Origin of the sequence: Faecalibacillus intestinalis (genome assembly GCF_003024685.1) — a bacterium.
In the GTDB taxonomy this organism is placed as follows: Bacteria; Bacillota_I; Bacilli_A; order Erysipelotrichales; family Coprobacillaceae; genus Faecalibacillus; species Faecalibacillus intestinalis.
In genome coordinates, this window is sequence record NZ_PYLQ01000015.1 from 1 (window position 1) to 21833 (window position 21833).

At 29.1% G+C, this 21833-nt stretch carries 22 protein-coding genes and 1 tRNA gene; 3 read left to right on the plus strand and 20 right to left on the minus strand.

The annotated features are described in order from the left end of the window. From C7U54_RS14975 to C7U54_RS10060, 9 genes are all read right to left on the minus strand, one after another. The coding region (locus tag C7U54_RS14975; RefSeq protein ID WP_206603610.1) for a hypothetical protein at positions 1–369 on the minus strand (369 nt) is incomplete at its 3' end. A 259-nt stretch (positions 370–628) separates the two neighbouring features. Continuing rightward, positions 629–1585 carry a ParB/RepB/Spo0J family partition protein gene (locus C7U54_RS10025; protein ID WP_107030212.1) on the minus strand — a complete coding sequence of 319 codons (957 nt, stop codon included), beginning with the start codon at positions 1583–1585 and terminating at the stop codon, positions 629–631. Continuing rightward, complete coding sequence (locus C7U54_RS10030; protein ID WP_107030213.1) at positions 1539–2360, minus strand: ParA family protein; 822 nt, start codon at positions 2358–2360, stop codon at positions 1539–1541. Before C7U54_RS10030 ends, C7U54_RS10025 begins: the two co-directional genes overlap by 47 nt. 109 nt (positions 2361–2469) lie before the next feature. Continuing rightward, positions 2470–2922, minus strand: a complete 453-nt coding sequence (locus C7U54_RS10035; RefSeq protein WP_143712296.1) for a hypothetical protein — start codon at positions 2920–2922, stop codon at positions 2470–2472. 239 nt (positions 2923–3161) lie between these two features. After that, a tRNA-Arg gene (locus tag C7U54_RS10040) sits at positions 3162–3238 on the minus strand. Between the two features lie 133 nt (positions 3239–3371). Further along, positions 3372–4469, minus strand: coding sequence for an AI-2E family transporter (locus C7U54_RS10045; RefSeq protein ID WP_022001204.1), 1098 nt, complete (start codon positions 4467–4469; stop codon positions 3372–3374). Between the two features lie 26 nt (positions 4470–4495). After that, positions 4496–4678, minus strand: coding sequence for a hypothetical protein (locus tag C7U54_RS10050; RefSeq protein WP_022001205.1), 183 nt, complete (start codon positions 4676–4678; stop codon positions 4496–4498). A gap of 23 nt (positions 4679–4701) precedes the next feature. Continuing rightward, positions 4702–5286: a phosphatase PAP2 family protein gene (locus C7U54_RS10055; protein ID WP_107030215.1), complete on the minus strand. Its 585-nt coding sequence runs from the start codon at positions 5284–5286 to the stop codon at positions 4702–4704. A gap of 1 nt (position 5287) precedes the next feature. Then, a complete protein-coding gene (locus C7U54_RS10060; protein ID WP_162297510.1) occupies positions 5288–6259 on the minus strand; it encodes a glycosyltransferase family 2 protein in 972 nt (323 codons plus the stop codon). Between the two features lie 111 nt (positions 6260–6370). Between C7U54_RS10060 and C7U54_RS10065 the strand changes: the two genes are divergently transcribed. Then, on the plus strand, positions 6371–6649 hold the full coding sequence (locus C7U54_RS10065; RefSeq protein WP_022000886.1) for a hypothetical protein: 279 nt from the start codon (positions 6371–6373) through the stop codon (positions 6647–6649). A gap of 10 nt (positions 6650–6659) precedes the next feature. Here the strand turns inward: C7U54_RS10065 and C7U54_RS10070 are convergent, their stop codons facing one another. Further along, positions 6660–7253 carry a ribonuclease H1 domain-containing protein gene (locus C7U54_RS10070; RefSeq protein ID WP_107030217.1) on the minus strand — a complete coding sequence of 198 codons (594 nt, stop codon included), beginning with the start codon at positions 7251–7253 and terminating at the stop codon, positions 6660–6662. Positions 7254–7361: 108 nt separating this feature from the next. Between C7U54_RS10070 and C7U54_RS10075 the strand changes: the two genes are divergently transcribed. Next, a complete protein-coding gene (locus C7U54_RS10075) occupies positions 7362–8261 on the plus strand; it encodes a diacylglycerol/lipid kinase family protein (RefSeq protein ID WP_107030218.1) in 900 nt (299 codons plus the stop codon). 44 nt (positions 8262–8305) lie between these two features. On the opposite strand, the gene C7U54_RS10080 is transcribed toward C7U54_RS10075, so the two are convergent. The 4 genes from C7U54_RS10080 to C7U54_RS10095 all read right to left on the minus strand — a co-directional run bounded on the left by C7U54_RS10080 (position 8306) and on the right by C7U54_RS10095 (position 13515). After that, the gene (locus tag C7U54_RS10080) at positions 8306–9121 is read right to left on the minus strand and encodes an Rpn family recombination-promoting nuclease/putative transposase (protein WP_107030219.1); all 816 of its coding nucleotides are present in this window, start codon (positions 9119–9121) and stop codon (positions 8306–8308) included. A gap of 331 nt (positions 9122–9452) precedes the next feature. Further along, positions 9453–11303 (minus strand): ABC transporter ATP-binding protein, encoded by a 1851-nt coding sequence (locus C7U54_RS10085; RefSeq protein ID WP_107030220.1) that lies wholly within the window; start codon positions 11301–11303, stop codon positions 9453–9455. Then, positions 11303–13033 (minus strand): ABC transporter ATP-binding protein, encoded by a 1731-nt coding sequence (locus C7U54_RS10090; protein ID WP_107030221.1) that lies wholly within the window; start codon positions 13031–13033, stop codon positions 11303–11305. The genes C7U54_RS10085 and C7U54_RS10090 overlap by 1 nt, the downstream gene beginning before the upstream one ends. 41 nt (positions 13034–13074) lie before the next feature. Next, complete coding sequence (locus C7U54_RS10095; RefSeq protein WP_107030222.1) at positions 13075–13515, minus strand: MarR family winged helix-turn-helix transcriptional regulator; 441 nt, start codon at positions 13513–13515, stop codon at positions 13075–13077. A 123-nt stretch (positions 13516–13638) separates the two neighbouring features. Between C7U54_RS10095 and pepT the strand changes: the two genes are divergently transcribed. Further along, entirely contained in the window at positions 13639–14862 is a 1224-nt protein-coding gene (gene pepT, locus C7U54_RS10100; RefSeq protein WP_107030223.1) for a peptidase T, read from the plus strand. Between the two features lie 134 nt (positions 14863–14996). On the opposite strand, the gene C7U54_RS10105 is transcribed toward pepT, so the two are convergent. The 6 genes from C7U54_RS10105 to C7U54_RS10130 form a co-directional block, all read right to left on the minus strand. Further along, complete coding sequence (locus tag C7U54_RS10105) at positions 14997–16286, minus strand: PTS sugar transporter subunit IIC (protein WP_107030224.1); 1290 nt, start codon at positions 16284–16286, stop codon at positions 14997–14999. A gap of 12 nt (positions 16287–16298) precedes the next feature. Beyond that, on the minus strand, positions 16299–17702 hold the full coding sequence (locus C7U54_RS10110; protein ID WP_206603611.1) for a 6-phospho-beta-glucosidase: 1404 nt from the start codon (positions 17700–17702) through the stop codon (positions 16299–16301). Then, positions 17699–18544 carry a MurR/RpiR family transcriptional regulator gene (locus tag C7U54_RS10115; RefSeq protein WP_158562247.1) on the minus strand — a complete coding sequence of 282 codons (846 nt, stop codon included), beginning with the start codon at positions 18542–18544 and terminating at the stop codon, positions 17699–17701. The genes C7U54_RS10110 and C7U54_RS10115 overlap by 4 nt, the downstream gene beginning before the upstream one ends. Positions 18545–18881: 337 nt before the next feature. Continuing rightward, complete coding sequence (locus tag C7U54_RS10120) at positions 18882–19811, minus strand: ABC transporter ATP-binding protein (protein ID WP_107030227.1); 930 nt, start codon at positions 19809–19811, stop codon at positions 18882–18884. Next, positions 19811–20896: an ABC transporter ATP-binding protein gene (locus tag C7U54_RS10125; protein ID WP_107030228.1), complete on the minus strand. Its 1086-nt coding sequence runs from the start codon at positions 20894–20896 to the stop codon at positions 19811–19813. The genes C7U54_RS10120 and C7U54_RS10125 overlap by 1 nt, the downstream gene beginning before the upstream one ends. A 2-nt stretch (positions 20897–20898) precedes the next feature. Continuing rightward, the gene (locus C7U54_RS10130) at positions 20899–21831 is read right to left on the minus strand and encodes an ABC transporter permease (RefSeq protein ID WP_022001615.1); all 933 of its coding nucleotides are present in this window, start codon (positions 21829–21831) and stop codon (positions 20899–20901) included. Between the last annotated feature and the right edge of the window lie 2 nt (positions 21832–21833).

Here is a 21833-nt window from a genome sequence, read left to right on the forward strand (position 1 = left end):
ATATCCCTTATTTCGACGAACGAGCGAATACTCTTTTGTTTCCAAAACATTACACTCTACATATGCTTTCGTCATGTATAAGTAATTTGCTTGTTTGAAGAAAGAAAAACTTAATCCAGATAACAGCAGAGTAATCGTCCAAAAAATAATAGATATCTTCTTAAAATGAAAATCGAGATAAACTAATTTTCGTCTCAACAAAAGTAATGTAAAATAAACTAAACCATCGAAGGATATTATATTAAGATATTTTTCAGCAATGATAAAAAACAACAAAACTGGGTACAAAATCAAAAAATAATTTTCGCCCAATATCTCATACACTCTATCTGATAGTGTTGGATATATATACTTTTTCAAAGACCTCACAAGAATTCACCTCCATTTTATCTTTATTAAATTTTACTATGTAAGCTTTTTYATTGTCAATTTATATAATTATTCACATATATAAAATAAAAATTGTTTATTTTTCTCTTCTATACTAAATATTACTTTTCCCAGTAAGATAACAGGAAAGGGGTTCTTAGGGGAAAACCGAGTCACATTTCCCCACAAAAAACAGACTCCCCCTTCACTAAGTCTGCTGAAATAAAATGTACAAAAAATACAGTTATATATGTAACTGTCATCTTTCTTGCTCTTTATTTCTTCTTTTTGCCCATCCTTTTAAAAGTTTCAATATAACTTCACTTTTTTCTCTAGGCGTATAGTTTTTTGGAAAGTATTCATTAATATCCTCCATTTTAAACGACAATTTTTCTTTCTGATTCGCTTTTTCTTCCGTCATTATTGAATAAATAACATTTTCATCTAGACGATTTTCTCTTGATAACTCCTTCATTCTTATTGTTTGAGCATGTGACGGTGTTAAATCAAGTCCTTCAATATTTTTTACCACAAGTTGTTGATTTTCTTTTGAAAGATATGAAAGTTCCACAGCAGGATTAAATGCAATCTTTTTTCCATCACTTCTTATACCATCGACCATATCACGTAACGGCTCAATTAATTCTGTTAAACGTATAAATCGATGAATTTGATTTTTACTTTTTCTTTCTTCTTCAGCAAGTACCTCAATAGATTTTTTACCTTTTAAATGGTTCCCAACTTGGGAACCATTATCCTTAGGTCTCCCACTTTGTCTAATCATTGCATCTAATTTCATCTTATAAGCAAATCCTCTTTCAGTTGGTAAGATATTTTCCCTTTGTATATTTGAATCAACCATAATAATTGTTGCTTGATCATCAGTAAGTTCTCTTACAATAGCCTGTATCTTTTCTTGACCATTTACCATTGCTGCATTCATTCTTCTGTGACCAGAAATCATTTCGTATCCATGACCATTTGGGTGTGGTCTTATAAGAACAGGAACTAAAATACCATTTTCTGAAATACTTTTTACAAGTTCAGACATTTGTTCATCATTTCTAACTCTAAACGGATGATTTTTAAACTCCTGAATATCTTCAACAGGAACTTCCATTATCTTTTCTAGTTTTGCCTCCTGTCTTTGTTCTTCATTGGTAAATAAATCATCGTACGTAGGAACTCTTATGTCGTTTATGCTCTTTTTCGGCATTTAAGATGACCTCCTTTGTAAAAGCTTCATAAGCTTTAGTTGCTGCACCTTTTGGATCATATTGAAATATACTTTCTCCTATTCCTGTACTTTCTGCTGCCTTTGTACATCTTGGAATTGTTGTATCAAATACCTTGATATGCCCTCCAAAGTTTTCTCTAACTTCATGTGTGATTTTCTTTGATAGATTGGTTCTTTCATTTGTCATCGTAATCAACACACCTTCAATTTTTAAATCATGGTTAAGGTTTCTTCTAACCATATTAATTGATCTTAATAAGTCAGCCATACCTTCAACTGCATAAGGTTCTGCTTGTACAGTTATAACAACTTTATCTGAAGCAGTAAGAGCATTAATAGGTAGATTATCCAATGATGGATTTGTATCTATAATGACATAATCATAATCATCTTTTACGGTATCAATAAATCTTTTCAATACCGTTTCTCTACACATAGCACTTTCTAATTTAGAATTTATTCCTGCAAGAGAAATATTTGATGGAACAATATCAACATTTTCATTACTGTGAAGTATTAGTTGTTCTCTATCAAGTGGTATATCTTCAATAACTGATACGATAACATCCTTCATAGATAAAGGATATTGTGTACTGTCATAAAATCCAAATGCCTTTGTTGAATGTCCTTGTGGATCTAAATCTAACAGCAATACCTTTTTGTTATTTAATGCAAGACATGCACTTAAACTAACAGATGTCATTGTTTTACCTACACCACCCTTTTGATTTGCAATTGCTATTACTTCGCTCATTTGTAATCACTCCTATCTTTATATATAGCATTAAATTGACCTCCTTTCTTTTTTGCCAATCAATGATTGGCTATGTAAAAAAGCCATCTACTATGATGACTTTTATATGCTATCTTTCTTGTTGTTTATGTTTTGTATTTTTACTGTAGTCTTTTAATGGAACTTTCTTATCCATTACATGCTCCCTTATATTGAAAAATTCATCATGACTTTCACAAGCAATTATATAATCAAAACAAAATTTTCCTTTATCTGTCGATGGCTCAACAGTACTTAGATATCTTTTATCATTAAAAGCAGAATAGATAAAAGCATCACCAACCTTTAAATTTTTAGCAAGTTTTAGATTGCCTTCATAAAATAACACAAATGGCGGACATGAAACCTGCTTTAAAAAATCAGGATAATTACTATCAAGTATTGTTACGTATTTTGTTTTCAATACTCTTTTTAATTTAATAAATTCATTTTCATCTACAGGTTCTTTTGCCTTTAAAGATTCATATATTTTTTTAAAATCTCCTTCATGCTTCAATGAAAAATAAAGTAACACGTTATCCATATTCTTATCACCTCCTTTATATGAAAAAAGGAGATCCATTTTGAATCTCCTTTGCTTATTAAATTGTTTACTTAGTCCCTTTTAATTTCTAATATGTTATCTAGTTTGTTAGAAAAGCCCTATTTTTGTTAGATAAAAAGTCAAGAAAAGTTCCGCACTTTGTTAGAAAGAAAAAAGGATATTCAATAAGCAATAATACCTATCAAACATCCTATTTTTAATAGAAAAACCAATAAAAATGGCGGCACTTATGGGATTTGAACCCATGACCTTACGCTTAGGAGGCGTATGCTCTATCCAGCTGAGCTAAAGCGCCACATCTTTTTTCTGCCCGTTATAGCTCATTTAGGCTAGATACTGCTCTACGCTTAGGAGGCGATTGCATTATCCAGCTATGCTACGAGGACAAAGCCTCTATTATCCTAACAAATATTTATTTAAAATACAATCTATGTATCTAATTCTTTCATTTTATTACGAAAGTCAATGATATCATTAAAAAGCATACGAATGACACAAATCATTGGTACTCCAAGGAACATTCCAATAAAGCCAAAGAAATGTCCAAAGACGGTAATAGAAAGTAAAACCCAAAATGGTGAAATACCAACAACATCTCCTAGAATCTTTGGTCCTAAGAATAAACCATCAAATTGTTGTAAAGCAAAGACAAAAACTAAGACCGCTAAAGCATGGAATAAATCTCCTGTCATCAAGGCTACAAGAACAGCAGGAAACCCACCGATAAATGGTCCAAAATAAGGAATCATATTCGTAATCAAAATAAAGACAGCAAGAATTGGGAAGAATTTTACTTTTAAAATAGCGAGTCCAATAAATGCGATAATTCCAATAATTAACGAATCTAAGAATTTACCATAAATAAATTGTCCAAAGATTCGATGTGAGCGTACTGCATAATCATGAATAAGTTCTATTTTTTCTTTTGACATAAAAAGTGAACATAAACGATCAAAGATACCTACAAGCTTTTTTGCTTCAATTAAAACATAAGGTGTAAAAATCAAACCTAAAACAGCTGTAATAATCGTACTTCCTGCTTTAAAGAGAGTCCCAAGTGTCGCAATAGGATCAATAGCTTCAATTGAATTAACATATTTAACAACCATTTCATCTATCTTAATGATAACTTCACTGGCAAGATTACTTCCTAAATAAGTTTCCAATGTTTTTTCAAAGTTTTTAATATACAAGGTTAAATTATCCGCAATATTGACAACATAATTGACAAGTGCTGGAATGATTGCAATCATTAAAACAACAATAATTAAAACAAAGACAACAAAAACAAAAATAGAAGAAATTGTATGACTATATTTAATAAGCTTTTTATTTTGAAAAGAATCTAAAAACATTTCAAATTTATAAACCAATGGTTGTAAAAAATAAGCAAGTATTGCTCCTACTATTAAAGGAATAAAAGCTGATAAAATATTGGAAAACAATGAAATATCAAATGTTTTATAAATAAAAATAATAACACACGCACACAAAATAATTCCTACATAATTCTTTACTGTCCTCATTTTAAACCACCTCAAACTTTTTTCCATTATATCACACTCTCTATATTTTTACGATGCTTATTCCAACTTCTTAATAATCTTTTTATATAATAAATACTCATTTTTTCATAAACTTCTTGAGTCTTTAAATCTACTAAACAATAATCTTGTTCATATTTTATAATGGTCAAACCATAATGATATAAACCACTAATGATATCAATATCCAATAAAAAAACCTCCTTTACACATTCTATGTATAAAGTGAGGTATTATAATAAATAAATAATAAATAGCTTAAAGACAGCAAAAAGCCACCTATAACATCAGAAAAATAATGTACACCTAGATAAATTCTACTTAAACCTATTAATAAAATCATCATTGCTAATAATGTCATGATAAGTTTTTTATATTTTAAAGAACTTTGATAAACTTCTATAATCAATAATCCATAACCAATCATTGCTGACATACTATGTCCACTAGGAAAACTATAATTCGTTTCTTTTACTAAATGTAATCTTTGAGGAGGTCTTGGTCTTTTAATAATATATTTAATAAGTCTATTTATTCCTTGTCCTATTAGTAAATGGATACCTATCAAAAGTTCTTTTTTATCTTTTAAAAACATTAATACTACAACTAATAAAACATAAAACCATGTACTTCCTAATGTTGAACAAAGTTTAAAAAAGGATGTCATAAAATCACATCTTAAATTTTGTACTAAATGATAAATCATCCAATCTAATGGTTGGATGATTTGAAAATAAATCAATAAATAATCTAAAACAAATAAACTTAAGGGTATAACAAATAATAATTTCTTCTTCATTCTATTCCTCTATTTCTAATTTATATACTTTTTCAAATATTTTAATTAACATATCATATAATTTTTGATTATTACTACTTAATAAAAATCCATAAACACGTTTTGTAAGTGCTTTGTATAATTTAGGATCATTAAATCCTAAATATGCATTTAATAATTCAATTTGTTCCTTTTGATTTGATTTTAATAATAAATAAACAGTAAGCACATAGACCTTTGATAAATATTCAATAACATAAGTTCTTTGTCTTCTACTCTTTAATGAATAAACATCATATAAATCCCATAAACTTTTCATTAAATCTATATAGCTATTTGATTTAGAAATATGAATTTTTCGATGTGATCCATAACAATGAAATGGTACATTTAAATAATACATTGATTTAATATAAGGAATTATTCCATAAACGGTTAACTCATTATAAAAAATATTTTCTTCATCCGTTTTTATTTTTCTTAGAGTACTTGTTTTAATAATAACTGATCCTAAATCTATTTGAAAATGCTTATGAAATGCTTTTATATTATGCCATTCAAAAATAGTTTCTGTTGGAAAAATATTTTTATATGAAACTCTTTTTTCTTTTTTTTGAGGAACTACATATTTATAATCTGTAAGTAATACATCTAAATTTGCTTGAATACGAATAAAATCACGAATTGTTTCTACAACACTTACAAGTGATGGTTGATCTAAATAATCAAAGCATTGAAGTATCTTAAAATAAAGTCCTTCGCTATATTTTAAAGCTGTTTTTAAAAAAGGAACATCTTCTTTAGTTGTAATAACTTTAACGGTATCTGGATAAGCTTCTTCATATTCTCTAGCAACTTGTAAAGTTTCATCATGTGAATGACGATCAACAATTAAAACTTCTACCTCATCTTTCATTAAAAGACATGAGTTAATTGCTTTATGCATTTCCATAATTGAGTTATAACAAGGGATACATACTGTTAGTAATTTCATAATTAAAATCCTCCAAAAATATTTTATCATAATTTATCTATTAGTTCACGTTTTATTGCATTTACCTTGATTTTATGCTATTTTATTAAGGTATCTAAAGGAGGAAATTATATGCATTTTGTTATTAATGTATTTGTTACAGCTGTATGTTTTATCTCTATTATTTTATTTAAAGAGATTCTTAATAAAATTGTGAAAGTCTTATTAAGTGTTATTGGATGTGGTACATTATCTTATGCACTTGCTATTCTTGTTAAAAAATGTGGAGAATGGTTTGGATGTTGGTCTGGTGATGCTCAATATATCAAAAGCGATTTCTTATGGATTTTTGCTATTGTTCTAGTTGTTTATATTATTATTAATATTATTGCTAAAAAAAATAAAGCTTAATTTTCAAGCTTTATTTTTTTATACCCACTGCTTTTTTAGCCAGCCCATCAGCAACTTCATTATAATAATCCCCACTATGTGCTAAAACCTTTTGAAAATAAATATCTATCTTCTTTTTCATATCATTGATTGTTTTAACATAATTTTGAGTTTGTTCCTTATTTGCTTTCCATAGACCCGTAGCCCACTTTTCAATACCTTCATAATCATAATAAATGCAAATAGACTCATAATGATGATCAATTGCATAAGCAATAGCATTCATACACCCAAGAATTTCTCCTGAAACATTACGCATTGAAGAATACTCAGGAATATTCCCTTTACCTAATAATTGTTGAATAACTTGTTGCCCTTCAATTAAAACACAACCATAGCCATATTCTTTTGTTTTAATATTATAACTACCATCAACATAAGCAAGTAAAGTTAAATCATCACTTACTTTTTTTACTTCTTTACCAATAAATGCTTTTGCTTCATCTTCACTTGTAAAAGATTTATAAACTGCTCCTGAATAACCATTAACTTGTTCTTTACATTCATCCCATGACATATAAATTCCTGGTTTTTTTCCTTCTTTTACTGCATAAAATTTTGCCATAATAAACTCCTTTGCTTATTCTATTTTATTATAATCATTGAAACAATGATTGTATATCTTTTTTAATTGTTTTAAAATGTATATAGTATATTTAAGTGAGGTAATAACATGAAACGTTGTCTTATTATTATAAATCCATCATCTGGAAAACATATTATTCAAAATAAACTAGATCGTATTATTGGTCAATTAACATTACAAAACATTGTAGAACATTTTGAAATATTTTATACAGAAAAAAAAGATGATGCCTATTATAAAGCAAAAGACTGTGATGAAAATCAATATGATTTTATCATGTCTGTTGGTGGTGATGGTACTTTAAATGAAGTTATTTCTGGAATGGTTGATAGTCATAAAAAAATTCCTTTATGTATTTTAGCAGCAGGTACCGTTAATGATTTTGCTAATTATTTAAATATTCCAAGTTCAGTAAATGGTATTGTGGAAATGATTAAAAATTTCAACGTTATTTCTAGTGATGTTGGGAAAATCAATGACCAATATTTTATTAATGTAGCAGCAGCGGGAATGTTTTCTGATATTTCGTTTGTTGTATCAAAAGAAGAAAAGAAAAAATTTGGTCCTTTAGCTTATTATTTTAAAGGAATGACACAACTTCCTCAACAATTATCAACAAATCTTCATTTAAATGTAACTGTAGATAATGAATCTTTTGAAGAAGATGCTTATATGTTTGCAATTACAAACACTAATCGTGTTGGTGGTTTCGATGGTATTATTCCTTTTGCAGATATCAATGATGGTAAATTAGATTTAGTGATTGTAAAAAGATGTTCAATCACAGATTTAATTGCACTCATTAAAGATTATCGTTTTGGTAAACACGATAAGAGTCCTTTTATCCATTATATTCAAGGACAACATATTCACATTACTTGTGATCAAGATCTTACAATGGATATAGATGGTGAAGAAGGCACACATCTTCCTATTGATGTACATAATTTACAAAAATCAATTCAATTATTAGTTCCTTTAAAATAATATTTAAAAAGAAATCATTGCTTTTCATGATTTCTTTTTTTTGTTTAATGAATTAACTTTAAAACATCATTTTCACTTTGTATATCAAAAATAGATACTGTAAGCTTATTTAGTTTTTCCATCGTACTACTTCTTATCGTATTTTCTGTTTCTTTTGATAAATCTCCTAACTTACATCTTAATTGCATTAATAAAGTATTTTGTTTTTCTTCTAATTTACCTTCATTTCTTCCAACAAGAATACCTTCTTCACGTCCTTCACTTCTAAATCCTTCTGCCATTCTTTCCATTCCTTCGCACATATCCATCTCATCTCCTTCTACAATATCTTTAATCATATCCAAACTCCCTGTAATTATCGCTGCATAAATCAAATTATTGGTATTCATCTTTCTTTTTTGATGTAATTTTATATAGTCTCCCTTATACATTGCTTGAATGGCTTCTATAAAATAGCGTGTTTGTTCATCTTTGATCTTACTTGTATCCATTTCTTTAACATCTACTAAGATGATTTTCCAATCATTAAAGTATTTCTTTAATTCTTCGGGTATTTCAAAATAATCACTGAGTTTTACAGGTACATTCCATTTCTTTGGTCCTGTATAAAAGGCAACCATGATTTGTGGTACTAATCTTTTATACTCTTTATTTTCTAACTGTTTTAAATATTCCAACATTTCATAGATGGCACATCTAACCACCATTGCTTGATCAACACTACTTTGATGTTCTACTCCTAGTATACAGTAGATTCCATTAATATCACTTTTAACAACAATATCTCTTCTTCTTTTTTTATCCTCTATTCTTTTTGAATCATTGATAATAAAAGAAATATCAAATTCAAAACGTACCAACCTTTCAGGATGAATGATTTATTTTCCTTCAAATATAGCTGCATTATAAAAAGATGCAAAACTGACATCATTACTTAAGAATGTCCGACATGCACTATCAGAGGTTACCTTATTGATGGGTATCATACACATTACCTACTTTCTATTGAGTTGAAGTAACGTCATCTAGATTTATTACAAGTAGATTATAACATGTATGTACTCAATATTTGTCTCAAGTTTGTTTCAAATTTGTCTCACAAATGTCTCATTTCTTATATTTATTTTATCTTTCAATTTTTCTTCTTTCAATGGACATTTAGTCCAAAAAATATAAAAAGCTATTGATGGATTAATCCATTTCAATAGCTCCTGTATATAATTGATAATATTTACCTTTTTCTTTAATAAGTGATTGATGATTTCCTCTTTCAATAATGTGTCCTTGTTCTAAGACCATAATACAATCACTATTTTTAATTGTTGATAAACGATGGGCAATAACAAGTGTTGTTCTACCATGCATTAATTTATCCATACCATCTTGTACAAGTTTTTCTGTACGAGAATCAATAGAAGAAGTTGCTTCATCCAAAATAAGTGCAGGAGGATTAGCAACAGCAGCACGGGCAATCGCTAATAATTGTCTTTGTCCTTGAGATAAATTAGCTCCATCTCCTGTAAGCATTGTTTGATAACCCTCTGGTAAATGTTTTACAAATAAATCAGCATTAGCAAGTTTTGCTGCCTCAATACATTCTTCATCCGTAGCATCAAGACGACCATAGCGAATATTATCCATAACTGTTCCAGTAAATAAATGTGTATCTTGTAATACCACACCTAATGATCTTCTTAAATCATCTTTTTTAATCAATTTAATATCAATACCATCATAAGTAATTGATCCTTTTTGAATATCATAGAAACGATTAATTAGGTTAGTAATCGTTGTTTTACCTGCACCTGTCGCTCCAACAAAGGCTATCTTTTCACCAGGATTAGCATAAACATCAACATTGTGTAAAACCATACGATCATCAAAATAACCAAAATCAACACCTTCTAAACGAATATCACCTTTCATTTCTACAAGTTCAACTTGTCCATCCTTGCGTGGATGTTTCCAAGCCCAATGTCCAGTTCTTTTATCTGTTTCAACCATTTTTCCATCAACAGTTTCTACACGACATAAAGTCACAACACCTTGATCGTCTTCACTTTCTTGATCTAATAAATCAAAAATACGTCCTGCACCTGCTTGTGCCATCGCTACAGCATTGATTTGTTGAGAAATTTGTCCAATTGGTTGATTAAAGCTTTTATTAAGTGTTAAGAAAGCAACAAGTGTCCCAATTGTAAGTGAGAAATGTCCATTTAAAGCAAGAATTGCTCCTACGATGGCACAAATAATATAAGAAACATTTCCTAATTGAACCGTAACTGGCATTAAGATATTCGCAAATTTATGAGCTTGATAAGCACTTTCTCTTAATTCATCATTTAATTTTCTAAAATCAGCAATAGCTTGTTCTTCGTGATTGAACACTTTAACAACTTTTTGACCTGAAATCATTTCTTCAATATAACCATTAACTTTACCTAAATCATTTTGTTGTTTAACGAAGAATTTTCCTGATAAAGAACCAAGTTTTCTTGATACAACAAGCATGATCATAAGCATACATATACTTAACACAGTTAAAGGAATATTTAAAATAATCATTGAGACAAATGTTGTCACAATAGTCATACAACTTGAAATAAGTTGTGGAATAGATTGTGAAATCAATTGTCTTAAGGTATCAATATCATTTGTATAGACTGACATTGTATCTCCATGAGGAGTTCTGTCAAAATAACGAATTGGTAAAGATTCCATATGTTCAAACATATCAATTCTTAAATCTCTTAAGAACCCTTGTGTTACATAAACCATAATACGGTTAAAGGTAAAGGCACATACAACCCCACAAGCATATAAACAAGCTACACGAATTAAAGCATGTAATAATCCACTAAAATCAGGAGAAGAGCTCTTTAATAAAGGAACAATATAATCATCAATCAATGTTTGCATAAACATTGTTCCTTGAACATTAAATAAAGCATTTCCAATAATACATAAAACAACAACAATTAAATGAATCTTATATTTACTCCATAACATCTTAAGTAAACGTTTCATTGTTCCTTCTTTCATTATTTTTCCTCCTTTCCTTTCATTTGTGTTTCATAAATTGTACGATAAATTTCATTTGTTTCTAATAAATTTTCATGTGTATCAAATCCATCAACTACTCCATCATTTAAAACAATAATACGACTTGCATTTTGTACTGATGAAATACGTTGAGAGATAATAATTTTAGTTGTATCAGGGATACGTTCGTTAAATGATTCTTGAATACTTGCATCTGTAGCAGTATCAACTGCACTTGTTGAATCATCTAAAATTAAGATTTTAGGATTTTTAAGTAATGCTCTAGCAATACATAAACGTTGTTTTTGTCCACCAGATACATTTGAACCACCTTGTTCAATATACGTATTATAACCATCTTCAAAACGATCAATAAACTCATCAGCACAAGCTAAACGACAAGCTTCTTTACATTCTTCTTCTGTGGCATTTTCATTACCCCATCTTAAGTTTTGTAAGATTGTTCCACTGAATAAGACATTCTTTTGTAATACGACAGAAACTTCATTTCTTAAAACTTCAAGATCATAATTACGCACATCTTGTCCACCAACAACAACACTACCTTCATCTACATCATATAAACGTGAAATTAAATTAACTAAACTACTTTTAGCACTTCCCGTACCACCAATAATACCAATTGTTTCACCACTTTTAATATGTAGATCAACGTCTTTTAAAACAGCTTCTCCACTACCATGTTTATAAGAAAAAACAACATGATTGAAATCAATTGAACCATCTTTTACTTCAGTTAAAGCTTCTTGAGGAGATACTAAATCAGATTGTTCATTAATAACTTCAGCAATACGTCTTCCTGAAGCAAGTGACATGGTAATCATAACAAATGCCATTGAAAGCATCATTAATGACATCATAATGTTCATTACATAACTAAATAAACTTGTAAGTTCACCTGTTGTAAGGGTTCCTCCTACAATCGCTTTAGCACCTAACCATGAAAGCATTAAAATTGAACCATAGACAGCAATTAACATTGCTGGGCTATTATAAGATAAAACAGATTCTGCTTTAACAAATAATTTATAAATATTTTGTGCTGCTTTTCTAAATTTTTCATTTTCATATTTTTCTCTAACAAAAGATTTAACAACACGAATACCTACAACGTTTTCTTGAACACTTTCATTTAAAGTATCATATTTAGGAAAAACATCATTAAAGTATTTTGTAGCATGATACATAATTGTTACAAGCACAGCTACTAAGAAAACAATCGCTACAACGAAAATCATACTTAATTTAAAGTTGATCATCATCGCCATTGCAAGGGCACAAATAAGATTCATTGGTGCACGAATACACATACGAATAATCATTTGATAGGCATTTTGTACATTTGTAACATCTGTTGTAAGACGTGTTACAAGTCCAGCTGTACTGTATTTATCAATATTTGAAAATGAGTATGTTTGAATATTAGTATACATCGCATCTCTTAAATTAGCAGCAAATCCTGTAGAAGCTTTTGCTGCGTGATTTCCTGCTAAAAAACCGAGAGATAATGTTCCAAGGGCAATAACAAACATCAAAGCCCCATATTTTGTGACATTTGACATGTTTCCCGCTTCAATTCCTTTATCAATTAAACTTGCCATAAGTAAAGGAATCATAATTTCTAAAACAACTTCTAATGTTGCAAATAACATTGTAAGTAAAGAATCTTTTTTATATTCTTTAATTTGTTTCATTAAAGTTTTGACCATAATTTACTTCCTTTCCTATTCATTACCGAACTTATGAATATTTATAAACCTTCTTTAATGTTATTAATTAACTTATCTGAAATTTTAATAAATGCATTAATTTCATCATCAGATAAATCTTTAATTAATTGTTGATGCATTTTTCTCATCTTATCTTCAATATTACGATTGTGTTGCCTTGAAGCTTCTGTTAAAACAATCTTCTTTAATCTTGCATCATAATCCACTTCTTCTCTTGTAATCATTCCATTTTTACACATCAATTTCAACATTTCTGATGTTGTAGAACGATTAATTGAAAATTCTTTTTCTATATCTTTAGGAAATGTATCAAGACCTATATACTCTCTTTCTTCAACAAAACCAATAATCCAACAATGCATTAATGTTGCACGATCAGGACGTCCCGTCTGCTTATCCATTGTTTTTCTCATAAGATTATTTAGAGTCTTAATACGATGTCCAATTGGATCTCTATACATATAACTCCTCCTATATTGTTCGGCTACGAATTGTATGGTAACATACATTTTTTGATTTGTAAAGTATTTCATAGAAGTTCATAGTTTTTCGTTGTATAATAATGAAGAAAGTGAGGAAGACAAATGGAAATTAAAGAAAGATTTTTAAATTACGTCAGTTTTGATACACAATCTGTTGAAAATTCACAAACAGTTCCTTCAACATCAAAACAATTAAAATTAGGAAAATATCTTGTTGAAGAACTTCAATCATTAGGAATTGAAAACGCAAAAATAGATGAATATGGTGTTGTTTATGGAACAATTCCTAGTAATAATAATCATCAAGGAGATGTCATAGGTTTTATTGCCCATATGGATACTTCCCCTGATGCAAGTGGTAAAGATATTCATCCACAAATTATCAAAAATTATCAAGGACAAAAAATTACTTTAAATGAAGATAAAAAACTTTATCTAGACCCTGAACAATATCCTCAACTCTTACATCTTATTCATCATGATTTAATTACTACAGATGGAACAACTTTATTAGGAGCTGATGATAAAGCAGGAATTGCGATCATTATGCAAATGGTTGAATATCTACACACACATCCTGAATTTAAACATAATGATATACAAATTGCTTTTACACCAGATGAAGAAATTGGTTGTGGAAGTAATCATTTTGATGTGAAATACTTTAATGCTGATTATGCCTATACAATTGATGGAGGAGATATTCACATTGTTGAATATGAAAACTTTAATGCTTTTTCAGCAAAAGTGAATATTCATGGTAGAAGTATTCATCCTGGAAGTGCTAAAAATAAAATGATTAATTCTACACGTGTTGCTTATGAATTTGATTCATTATTACCAGTTCATATGCGTCCTGAATCTACTGAAGGCTATGAAGGTTTCAATCATCTTCATGCTATTCAAGGAACTTGTGAAGAAACAACAATGGATTATATAATTCGAAATCATGACTTACAACAAGCAAAAAAACAATGTCAAGAATTTATTGACATTGCAGAATTCTTAAATAAAAAATATGGTTATCAAATTATTGAAGTAACGATTACAGAAAGTTATTTAAACATGAAAGAAGCTCTAAAAAATCATATGTTCATTGTTGAACAAGCTTTAGCTGCCATTAAAGAAAATGGTTTGGATGCTTATTGTTCACCAATTCGTGGTGGTACAGATGGTGCACGTTTAACATTTATGGGACTTCCTTGTCCTAATCTAGGAACAGGTGGTTTTAACTATCATGGACCTTATGAATATTGTTCCTTAACAATGATGGAAAAACAAGTCGAAATATTACTTCATATTTTAAAAAGCACTGCTTCTAAATAAGCAGTAACAAAAATCGTGTAGATTTCTTAAACAATAAATAAAGCAAAAGTATTAACTTAATAGCATTACAAAAAAAAGCCGTGATTTTTCACGACTTTTTGATATTAAGATTAAATATTTGTATTTCTTATAAGTTACTTTTGATTTTCTTTATTTAATTCCAAAGTATCTATTTTTTTAATAAATGGTAAATAAATAACAAAAGATACAACAATCATCACAAATTGCCATAATGCGACACGCCATCCACCAATCAAAAGTCCTGATATAATTGGTGGTGTTGTCCAAGGAACCATAACCCCGCTAAATAATGGTAAAATTCCCATATACATTAATAAGTAGCTACTTATACCTATAATTAAAGGAACAAGAACAAATGGAATTAATAAATATATATTAAGTACAATTGGTGTCCCAAAAATAATTGGTTCATTAATGTTAAAGATATTAGGTACAATGGATAATTTACCTAAGCTACGTAATGACTTTGATTTGGCAAAAAATGTAATATAAATCACTAACCCAATCACAATTCCAGCACCAGACATGCATAAGAAATTGTCCCAAAATTGTTGTGTAAAAATATGTCCACCATTTTGAATTGTAAGAGGCAATCCTGAATCTATAATTTTTTGATTAGCTGCCATATTTGCTTGTAAAATCGGTGAAAGAATTCCTCCACATATAGAACCACCATGGACGCCTGTCCACCATAATAAAGACATAACAACTGTCATAATAATAACACCAAAGAACGAATCTGTAATTCCTTGTAAAGGAATTTGAATTACCGAATAAATAAGTTCTGCAAATGTTGTATTAAATATAAAGTGACATATAGCATAAATAATTGCACAAATAGTAATAATAATTCCAGTTGGTAATAGTGACGAAAATGAATCTGCAACACCACTAGGCACACCATTTGGCATTTTAATGCTAATATCTTTTTTTACACATAAAGAATAAATATATCCAACTAAAAAACCAATTAAAATAGCACAAATCATTCCTTGACCAGCAGTCCAATCTTTAGAAATAATTCCTGTAACTGATTCCCCACTGTCTAATACCTTAGAAGATGGAGTTAATAAAATAAAAGCTGCTAAACCAGTTAAAGCGCCATTTATAGCTGTTATTACTTGATCATTCTTCAAATAAGAATAAGTAATTCCTATTACTGTAAAGAAGGCCATTAATGAAAACGTAGAAGAATATACTTGAGAACATACATCTCCTATTCCACTTTCACTAATTACTTTACTTACTGATTCAATTGGTAAGTTGGCAATCAACAGGAACAATGATCCTATCATTAAAAACGGTAAAGAAAACATCATTCCATCCTTTAAAGCCTTTATAACTTTTGTATTTGTAAACTTCGATATATAAATAACTAATGTTTCATTTATAAATTTGTTCATATTATTTATCTCCTATAAAATTTCACCATTTGATGAAATAACTCTTTTATACCATTCAAAAGAAGCTTTTCGATATCTTCTTCCACTACCTTTAGCTTGGTCATCTAAATCAACATAGATAAATCCATATCTTTTTGCCAATTCACCAGTAGAAGCACTTACAATATCAATTGCTGACCAAGGAGTATATCCCATGACTTCTACACCATCTAACTCAATTGCTTTTTTCATTTCTAAAATATGGTTTCTTAAGTAATCAATACGATAATCATCATTAATGATTCCATTTTCTAATTTATCATAAGCTCCAAAACCATTTTCAACAATAAACATTGGTTTTTGGTATCTTTCATAAACTTCATTTAAAATAATCCTTAATCCTGTAGGATCAATAGCCCAACCCCAATCACTTTTCTTTAACAATGGATTTTGTACTTCAATAAAGTCTTGTATTTTATCATATTCAGCAATCGTTGATTTATAATAACTAAACCCTATATAATCCACAGTACCTCGTTTTAAATCTTTTAAATCTTCATCAGTTATATCTAATTGAATATTACTCCTTTCCCACTTTTTTAAAGTATAGGTTGGATAATATCCCCTTACATGAACATCACTAAAGAAATACCTCTTATCCATTGCTTTAATTCCTGCAAGAATATCTTGTGGATTACAAGAAGAAGGATAAATTGGGCCAAAATGTAACATGCAACCTACTTGCATAGAGGCATTAATTTCTTTGGCTCTTTGAACTGCTCTAGCACTTGCAACAAACTGATAATGAGATATTTGATACATTGTTTGTTCAATATTTTCATTATCTTCATATAAAACACCTGCTCCAGTCCAAGCATTAAAAGGATTATCGGTATCTATAAGATTATTAATTTCATTAAATGTCATCCAATATTTGACCTTTTTGCTATATCTTTTAAAACATGTAATCGCATATCTTTCAAAGAATGTAATTAATTTTCTATTTCTCCAACCACCATATTTTTTTGCTAAATAAAGAGGCATTTCAAAATGAGATAAAGTAACAATAGGTTCTATTCCATATTTTAAACATTCATCAAAAACATGATCATAATACTCTAGCCCTTCTTCATTAGGCTCTAATTCGTCACCTTGAGGATAGATCCGTGGCCATGAAATACTTAAACGGAAACATTTAAAGCCCATTTCAGCAAATAATTTAATATCTTCTTTATAATGATGATAAAAATCAATTCCATAATGGTTAGGATAATATTTATCATCTAATATTTCATAAGAAATTTCTCGAGGGTGATCAACATCACCAGCTGACATAACATCGGTTACACTTAATCCTTTATGTCCTTCTTGATAGCCACCTTCGTATTGATTAGCAGCAACAGCACCACCCCATAGAAAACTTTTATTCATAATCATTCTCCCATTTTAAATTTATCAACTGCTTTCGTTGTTTCTTCTAAATAAGAATAATTACTTATCAATTTTAACGAAGTAAATATATTAAAAACATACTGTAAAGAAGCAATATAAACAGCATTAGATAGTTCAGTTGTATTTTGAGTGGTCATAATTACAATTGTTTCATCACAATATTTACAAATTTCTCTTTTTTTATGATCACAAATCACAATTGATTTAGCATGAAATTTGCGAATATCCTTTGCTATTTTTAACATTTCCTTATTTTGACCTGTATGTGTTAAATAAATGCAAACTGTATCATTTGGTTTTCTTTGCTTTAAGTATTGAAGATGCATTGGATTTAAACTGTTATATGCTTTAGAAATAACCCCTTCTTCTTCAAAATTTAAACTATAAATTTCTGCTAAAGAAAAATTAATACCAGTTCCATAAATTTCAATATATTTAGCATTTTTAATAAGTTGATAAATTCTTTCTATAACTTGTCTATCTAGTAAACTTTTTGTATACTCTATCGCTCTTTTATGTAAAAGTTCGATTTTATTTAAAGCATCATCAATTGAACTCTCACTTGAAAAAGGTTCAATTTTAAAATCATTTTTCAATTCAAGTAAATGAGAATATTCAGCTGCATATTGATATTTAAATTCTTTATATCCATTAAAGCCCAGTTTCTTACACAACCTAGAAATTGTTGCACTACTGGTATAACTTAATTTTGCCAGTTCATTAATATTCTTTTTTAAAATATCTTCTTGATTATTTATTATATAATCCACTAAATACTTTTCTTGAATTGTTAAATGGTCTAATATTTTCATTTTGTCAATAATCATCATATTTCCTCTTTTCACCGGTTAAAAGATACAAATTAATTATCTTCTTATCTAGAAGACATCTTCATCATAATTAACAACAACTTGTAAGTCAATCTTCTGTAAGCATTTACAATCAAATCGAAAAAAGCTTTCAATTTCACAATTATTATTAATAAAAATTGAAAGAAATTATCAAAAAAGGTTGTTACGAAATTCAATAAATAATTTCATAACAGCCTTTTTATTTTGTAATATTTTTTATTTATATAAAAAGAGAACAACATTTCGCATTTGTTCTCTTTTTTTGAATATTTTCTTATAATATTTTAGGTTGCCTTCTTAAGTGCCTCCTAAACTATTTTTTTGTCCATTTTTCAAATTCTTCATCAGTAGCTAAAACATAATGAGTTCCATCTACTAAATGTTCAGTACCTTTTGTATAATCGACTCCACTTTCTTTATAATCATAAGTAAATGATTTACGTACTTTTTCTACACGTGGATTAGGATGAGGAATAGCACTTAATAATGATTTTGTGTATGGATGAATTGGATTATCAAAGATTTCTTCAGTAGTTCCTGTTTCTACTAAATGTCCTAGGTGTAATACCCCAATCTTATCACTAATATATTTAACCATTGATAAGTCATGAGCAATGAATAAATAAGCAATTCCTGTTTCTTTTTGAATCTTTTTCATTAAGTTAACAACTTGCGCTTGAATAGAAACGTCTAACGCTGAAATAGCTTCATCAGCAATAATTAAATCAGGATTCATAATTAAAGCTCTGGCAATTCCAATACGTTGTCTTTGTCCACCTGAGAATTGATGTGGATAACGTGAAGCATGTTCTCTTGATAAACCAACAAGTTCAAGCATTTCATAGATTTTTTCATTTCTTTCTTCAATAGATGAATAAGATTTATGAATATCTAAACCTTGACCAATGATATCAATAACTTTCTTTCTTGGATTTAAACAAGCCATTGGATCTTGGAAAATCATTTGCATCTTTGTATGTAATTCTTTAGATGTTTCCTTATTTAATTTTCCACCAATTTCTTTTCCGTTGAAAACAATTGATCCAGAAGTTGGTTTATATAAACGAATAATACTTCTACCAGTAGTTGATTTACCTGAACCAGATTCACCTACCAAACCATAAGTTTCACCTGGCATAATATCAAAGGAAATACCATCTACCGCTTTTACAGTAAAGTTACGATTAATTTTAAAATGTTGTTTTAAATCTTTAACGACAAGGATAGGTTCTTTCTTTTCCATTATTCAACACCCTCCTTTTTCATTTTTTCTAATCTGTTTTTTAATTCAGTTGGCATTTCAACCTTAGGTGCTTTTTCATGCATTAACCATGAAGCAACTTTATGAGTTGTACTACCAGGTACTTTAAACATTGGTGGTTCAAGTCTTAAATCAATATTTAAAGCATATTTATTACGTGGAGCAAAAGCATCACCTTTTACTTCATGTGCTAAGTTTGGTGGAGTACCTGGGATTGTATATAATTCATCATCATCTGTATCTAAATCAGGCATAGATGAAAGTAATCCCCAAGTATATGGATGACGTGGATCATAGAAAATTTCATCAATTGTTCCAGTTTCTACGATTTTACCAGCGTACATAACATTTACATAATCAGCTACTTTAGCAACAACACCTAAGTCATGTGTGATATAAATAACTGATAAATCTTTTTTCTTTTGAATATCTTGAATTAATTCAAGAATTTTAGCTTGGATAGTAACATCCAATGCAGTTGTAGGTTCATCACAAATCAAAACATAAGGATCACAAGATAAAGCAATTGCGATAACAATTCTTTGTCTCATCCCACCAGATAATTGGTGAGGATAGTTTTTCATACGTTTTTCAGCATTAGTAATACCTACTAATTGTAATAATTCAACTGCTTTTTTATAAGCTTCTTCTTTTGGTGTATTGTAATGATGAATCATTGGTTCCATGATTTGATTTCCAATTGTCATTGTAGGGTTTAATGATGTCATTGGATCTTGGAAAACCATTGCAATCTTACGACCACGGATTTCGCTTTGCATTTCTTTTTCACTTAATTGACAAATGTCTTTTGTGATTCTTTCACCTGTATTCTCATCTGTCCAAGTGTAGTTAATAGAACCACCATCAATTGAACCATTTCCAGCCATGATACCCATAATTGCTTTAGTAGTAACTGACTTACCTGATCCAGATTCACCAACGATAGCAATTGTTTCACCTCTATATAAATCTAAGTTAACACCACGAATTGCATTAACAGTTCCACTATCAGTTTTAAAAGAGATATTTAAATCTCTGACTTCTAATATTTTTTCTCTTTCTGCCATAATTACATCTCCTTCATAGTTGGATCAAGTGCATCACGAAGTCCATCACCAAATAAGTTGAAACTTAACATTAAGATAGAGAAAATAATAACTGGAATTACCATCATGTAAGGGTAAATAGTAATTGAGTTAAATCCATCATTAATTAATGTACCTAATGAAGCCATTGGAATTGGTAAACCTAAACCAACGAAAGACAAGTATGCTTCATAGAAGATAGCATTTGGAATAGACATCATAATCATAATAATCATTTGACTATAAATATTTGGTAAAATTTCTTTAAAGATAATAAATAAGTTACTAGCTCCTAAAGTACGTGAAGCTAAAACGAATTCTTCTTCTTTTACTCTTAAAACTTGAGCTCTTGTAATACGTGACATACCAATCCATTCAGTAAATGATAAAGCCATGATAATTGTGAATAATGATGCTTTCATCACCATTAATAACAATGTTAATATTACTAAAGTTGGGATAGAGTTTATGATTTCTTGAATTCTTTGCATTACTGAATCAACTTTACCTCCGAAATAACCAGAGATAAGTCCATATGTCATACCTACAATCACGTCAATGAAGATTGCGACTACAGCAATAAATAATGAATATCTTGTACCTGTCCAAACACGTACAAATAAATCACGCCCATAAGTGTCTGTACCAAAGAAATGTTCAGCACATGGCGAAATACTTGCAATTTTTGTATTGATTGCATCAAATTTATATGATGAAAACATTGGTGCAAAAATTGCAAATACTGCGATAACTAAAATACAAATTAAACCGATAACGGCACCTTTATTCTTTTTAAAACGATTTAAAGAATCTTTCCAAGCAGGAAGTGATGGAGCAACAACGTCTTTAGTAATGTCTTGTTTATCTCCAACGAATTCAAAATCGTCTGGCAAAAATTCAATCTTTTCTAAATCCATTA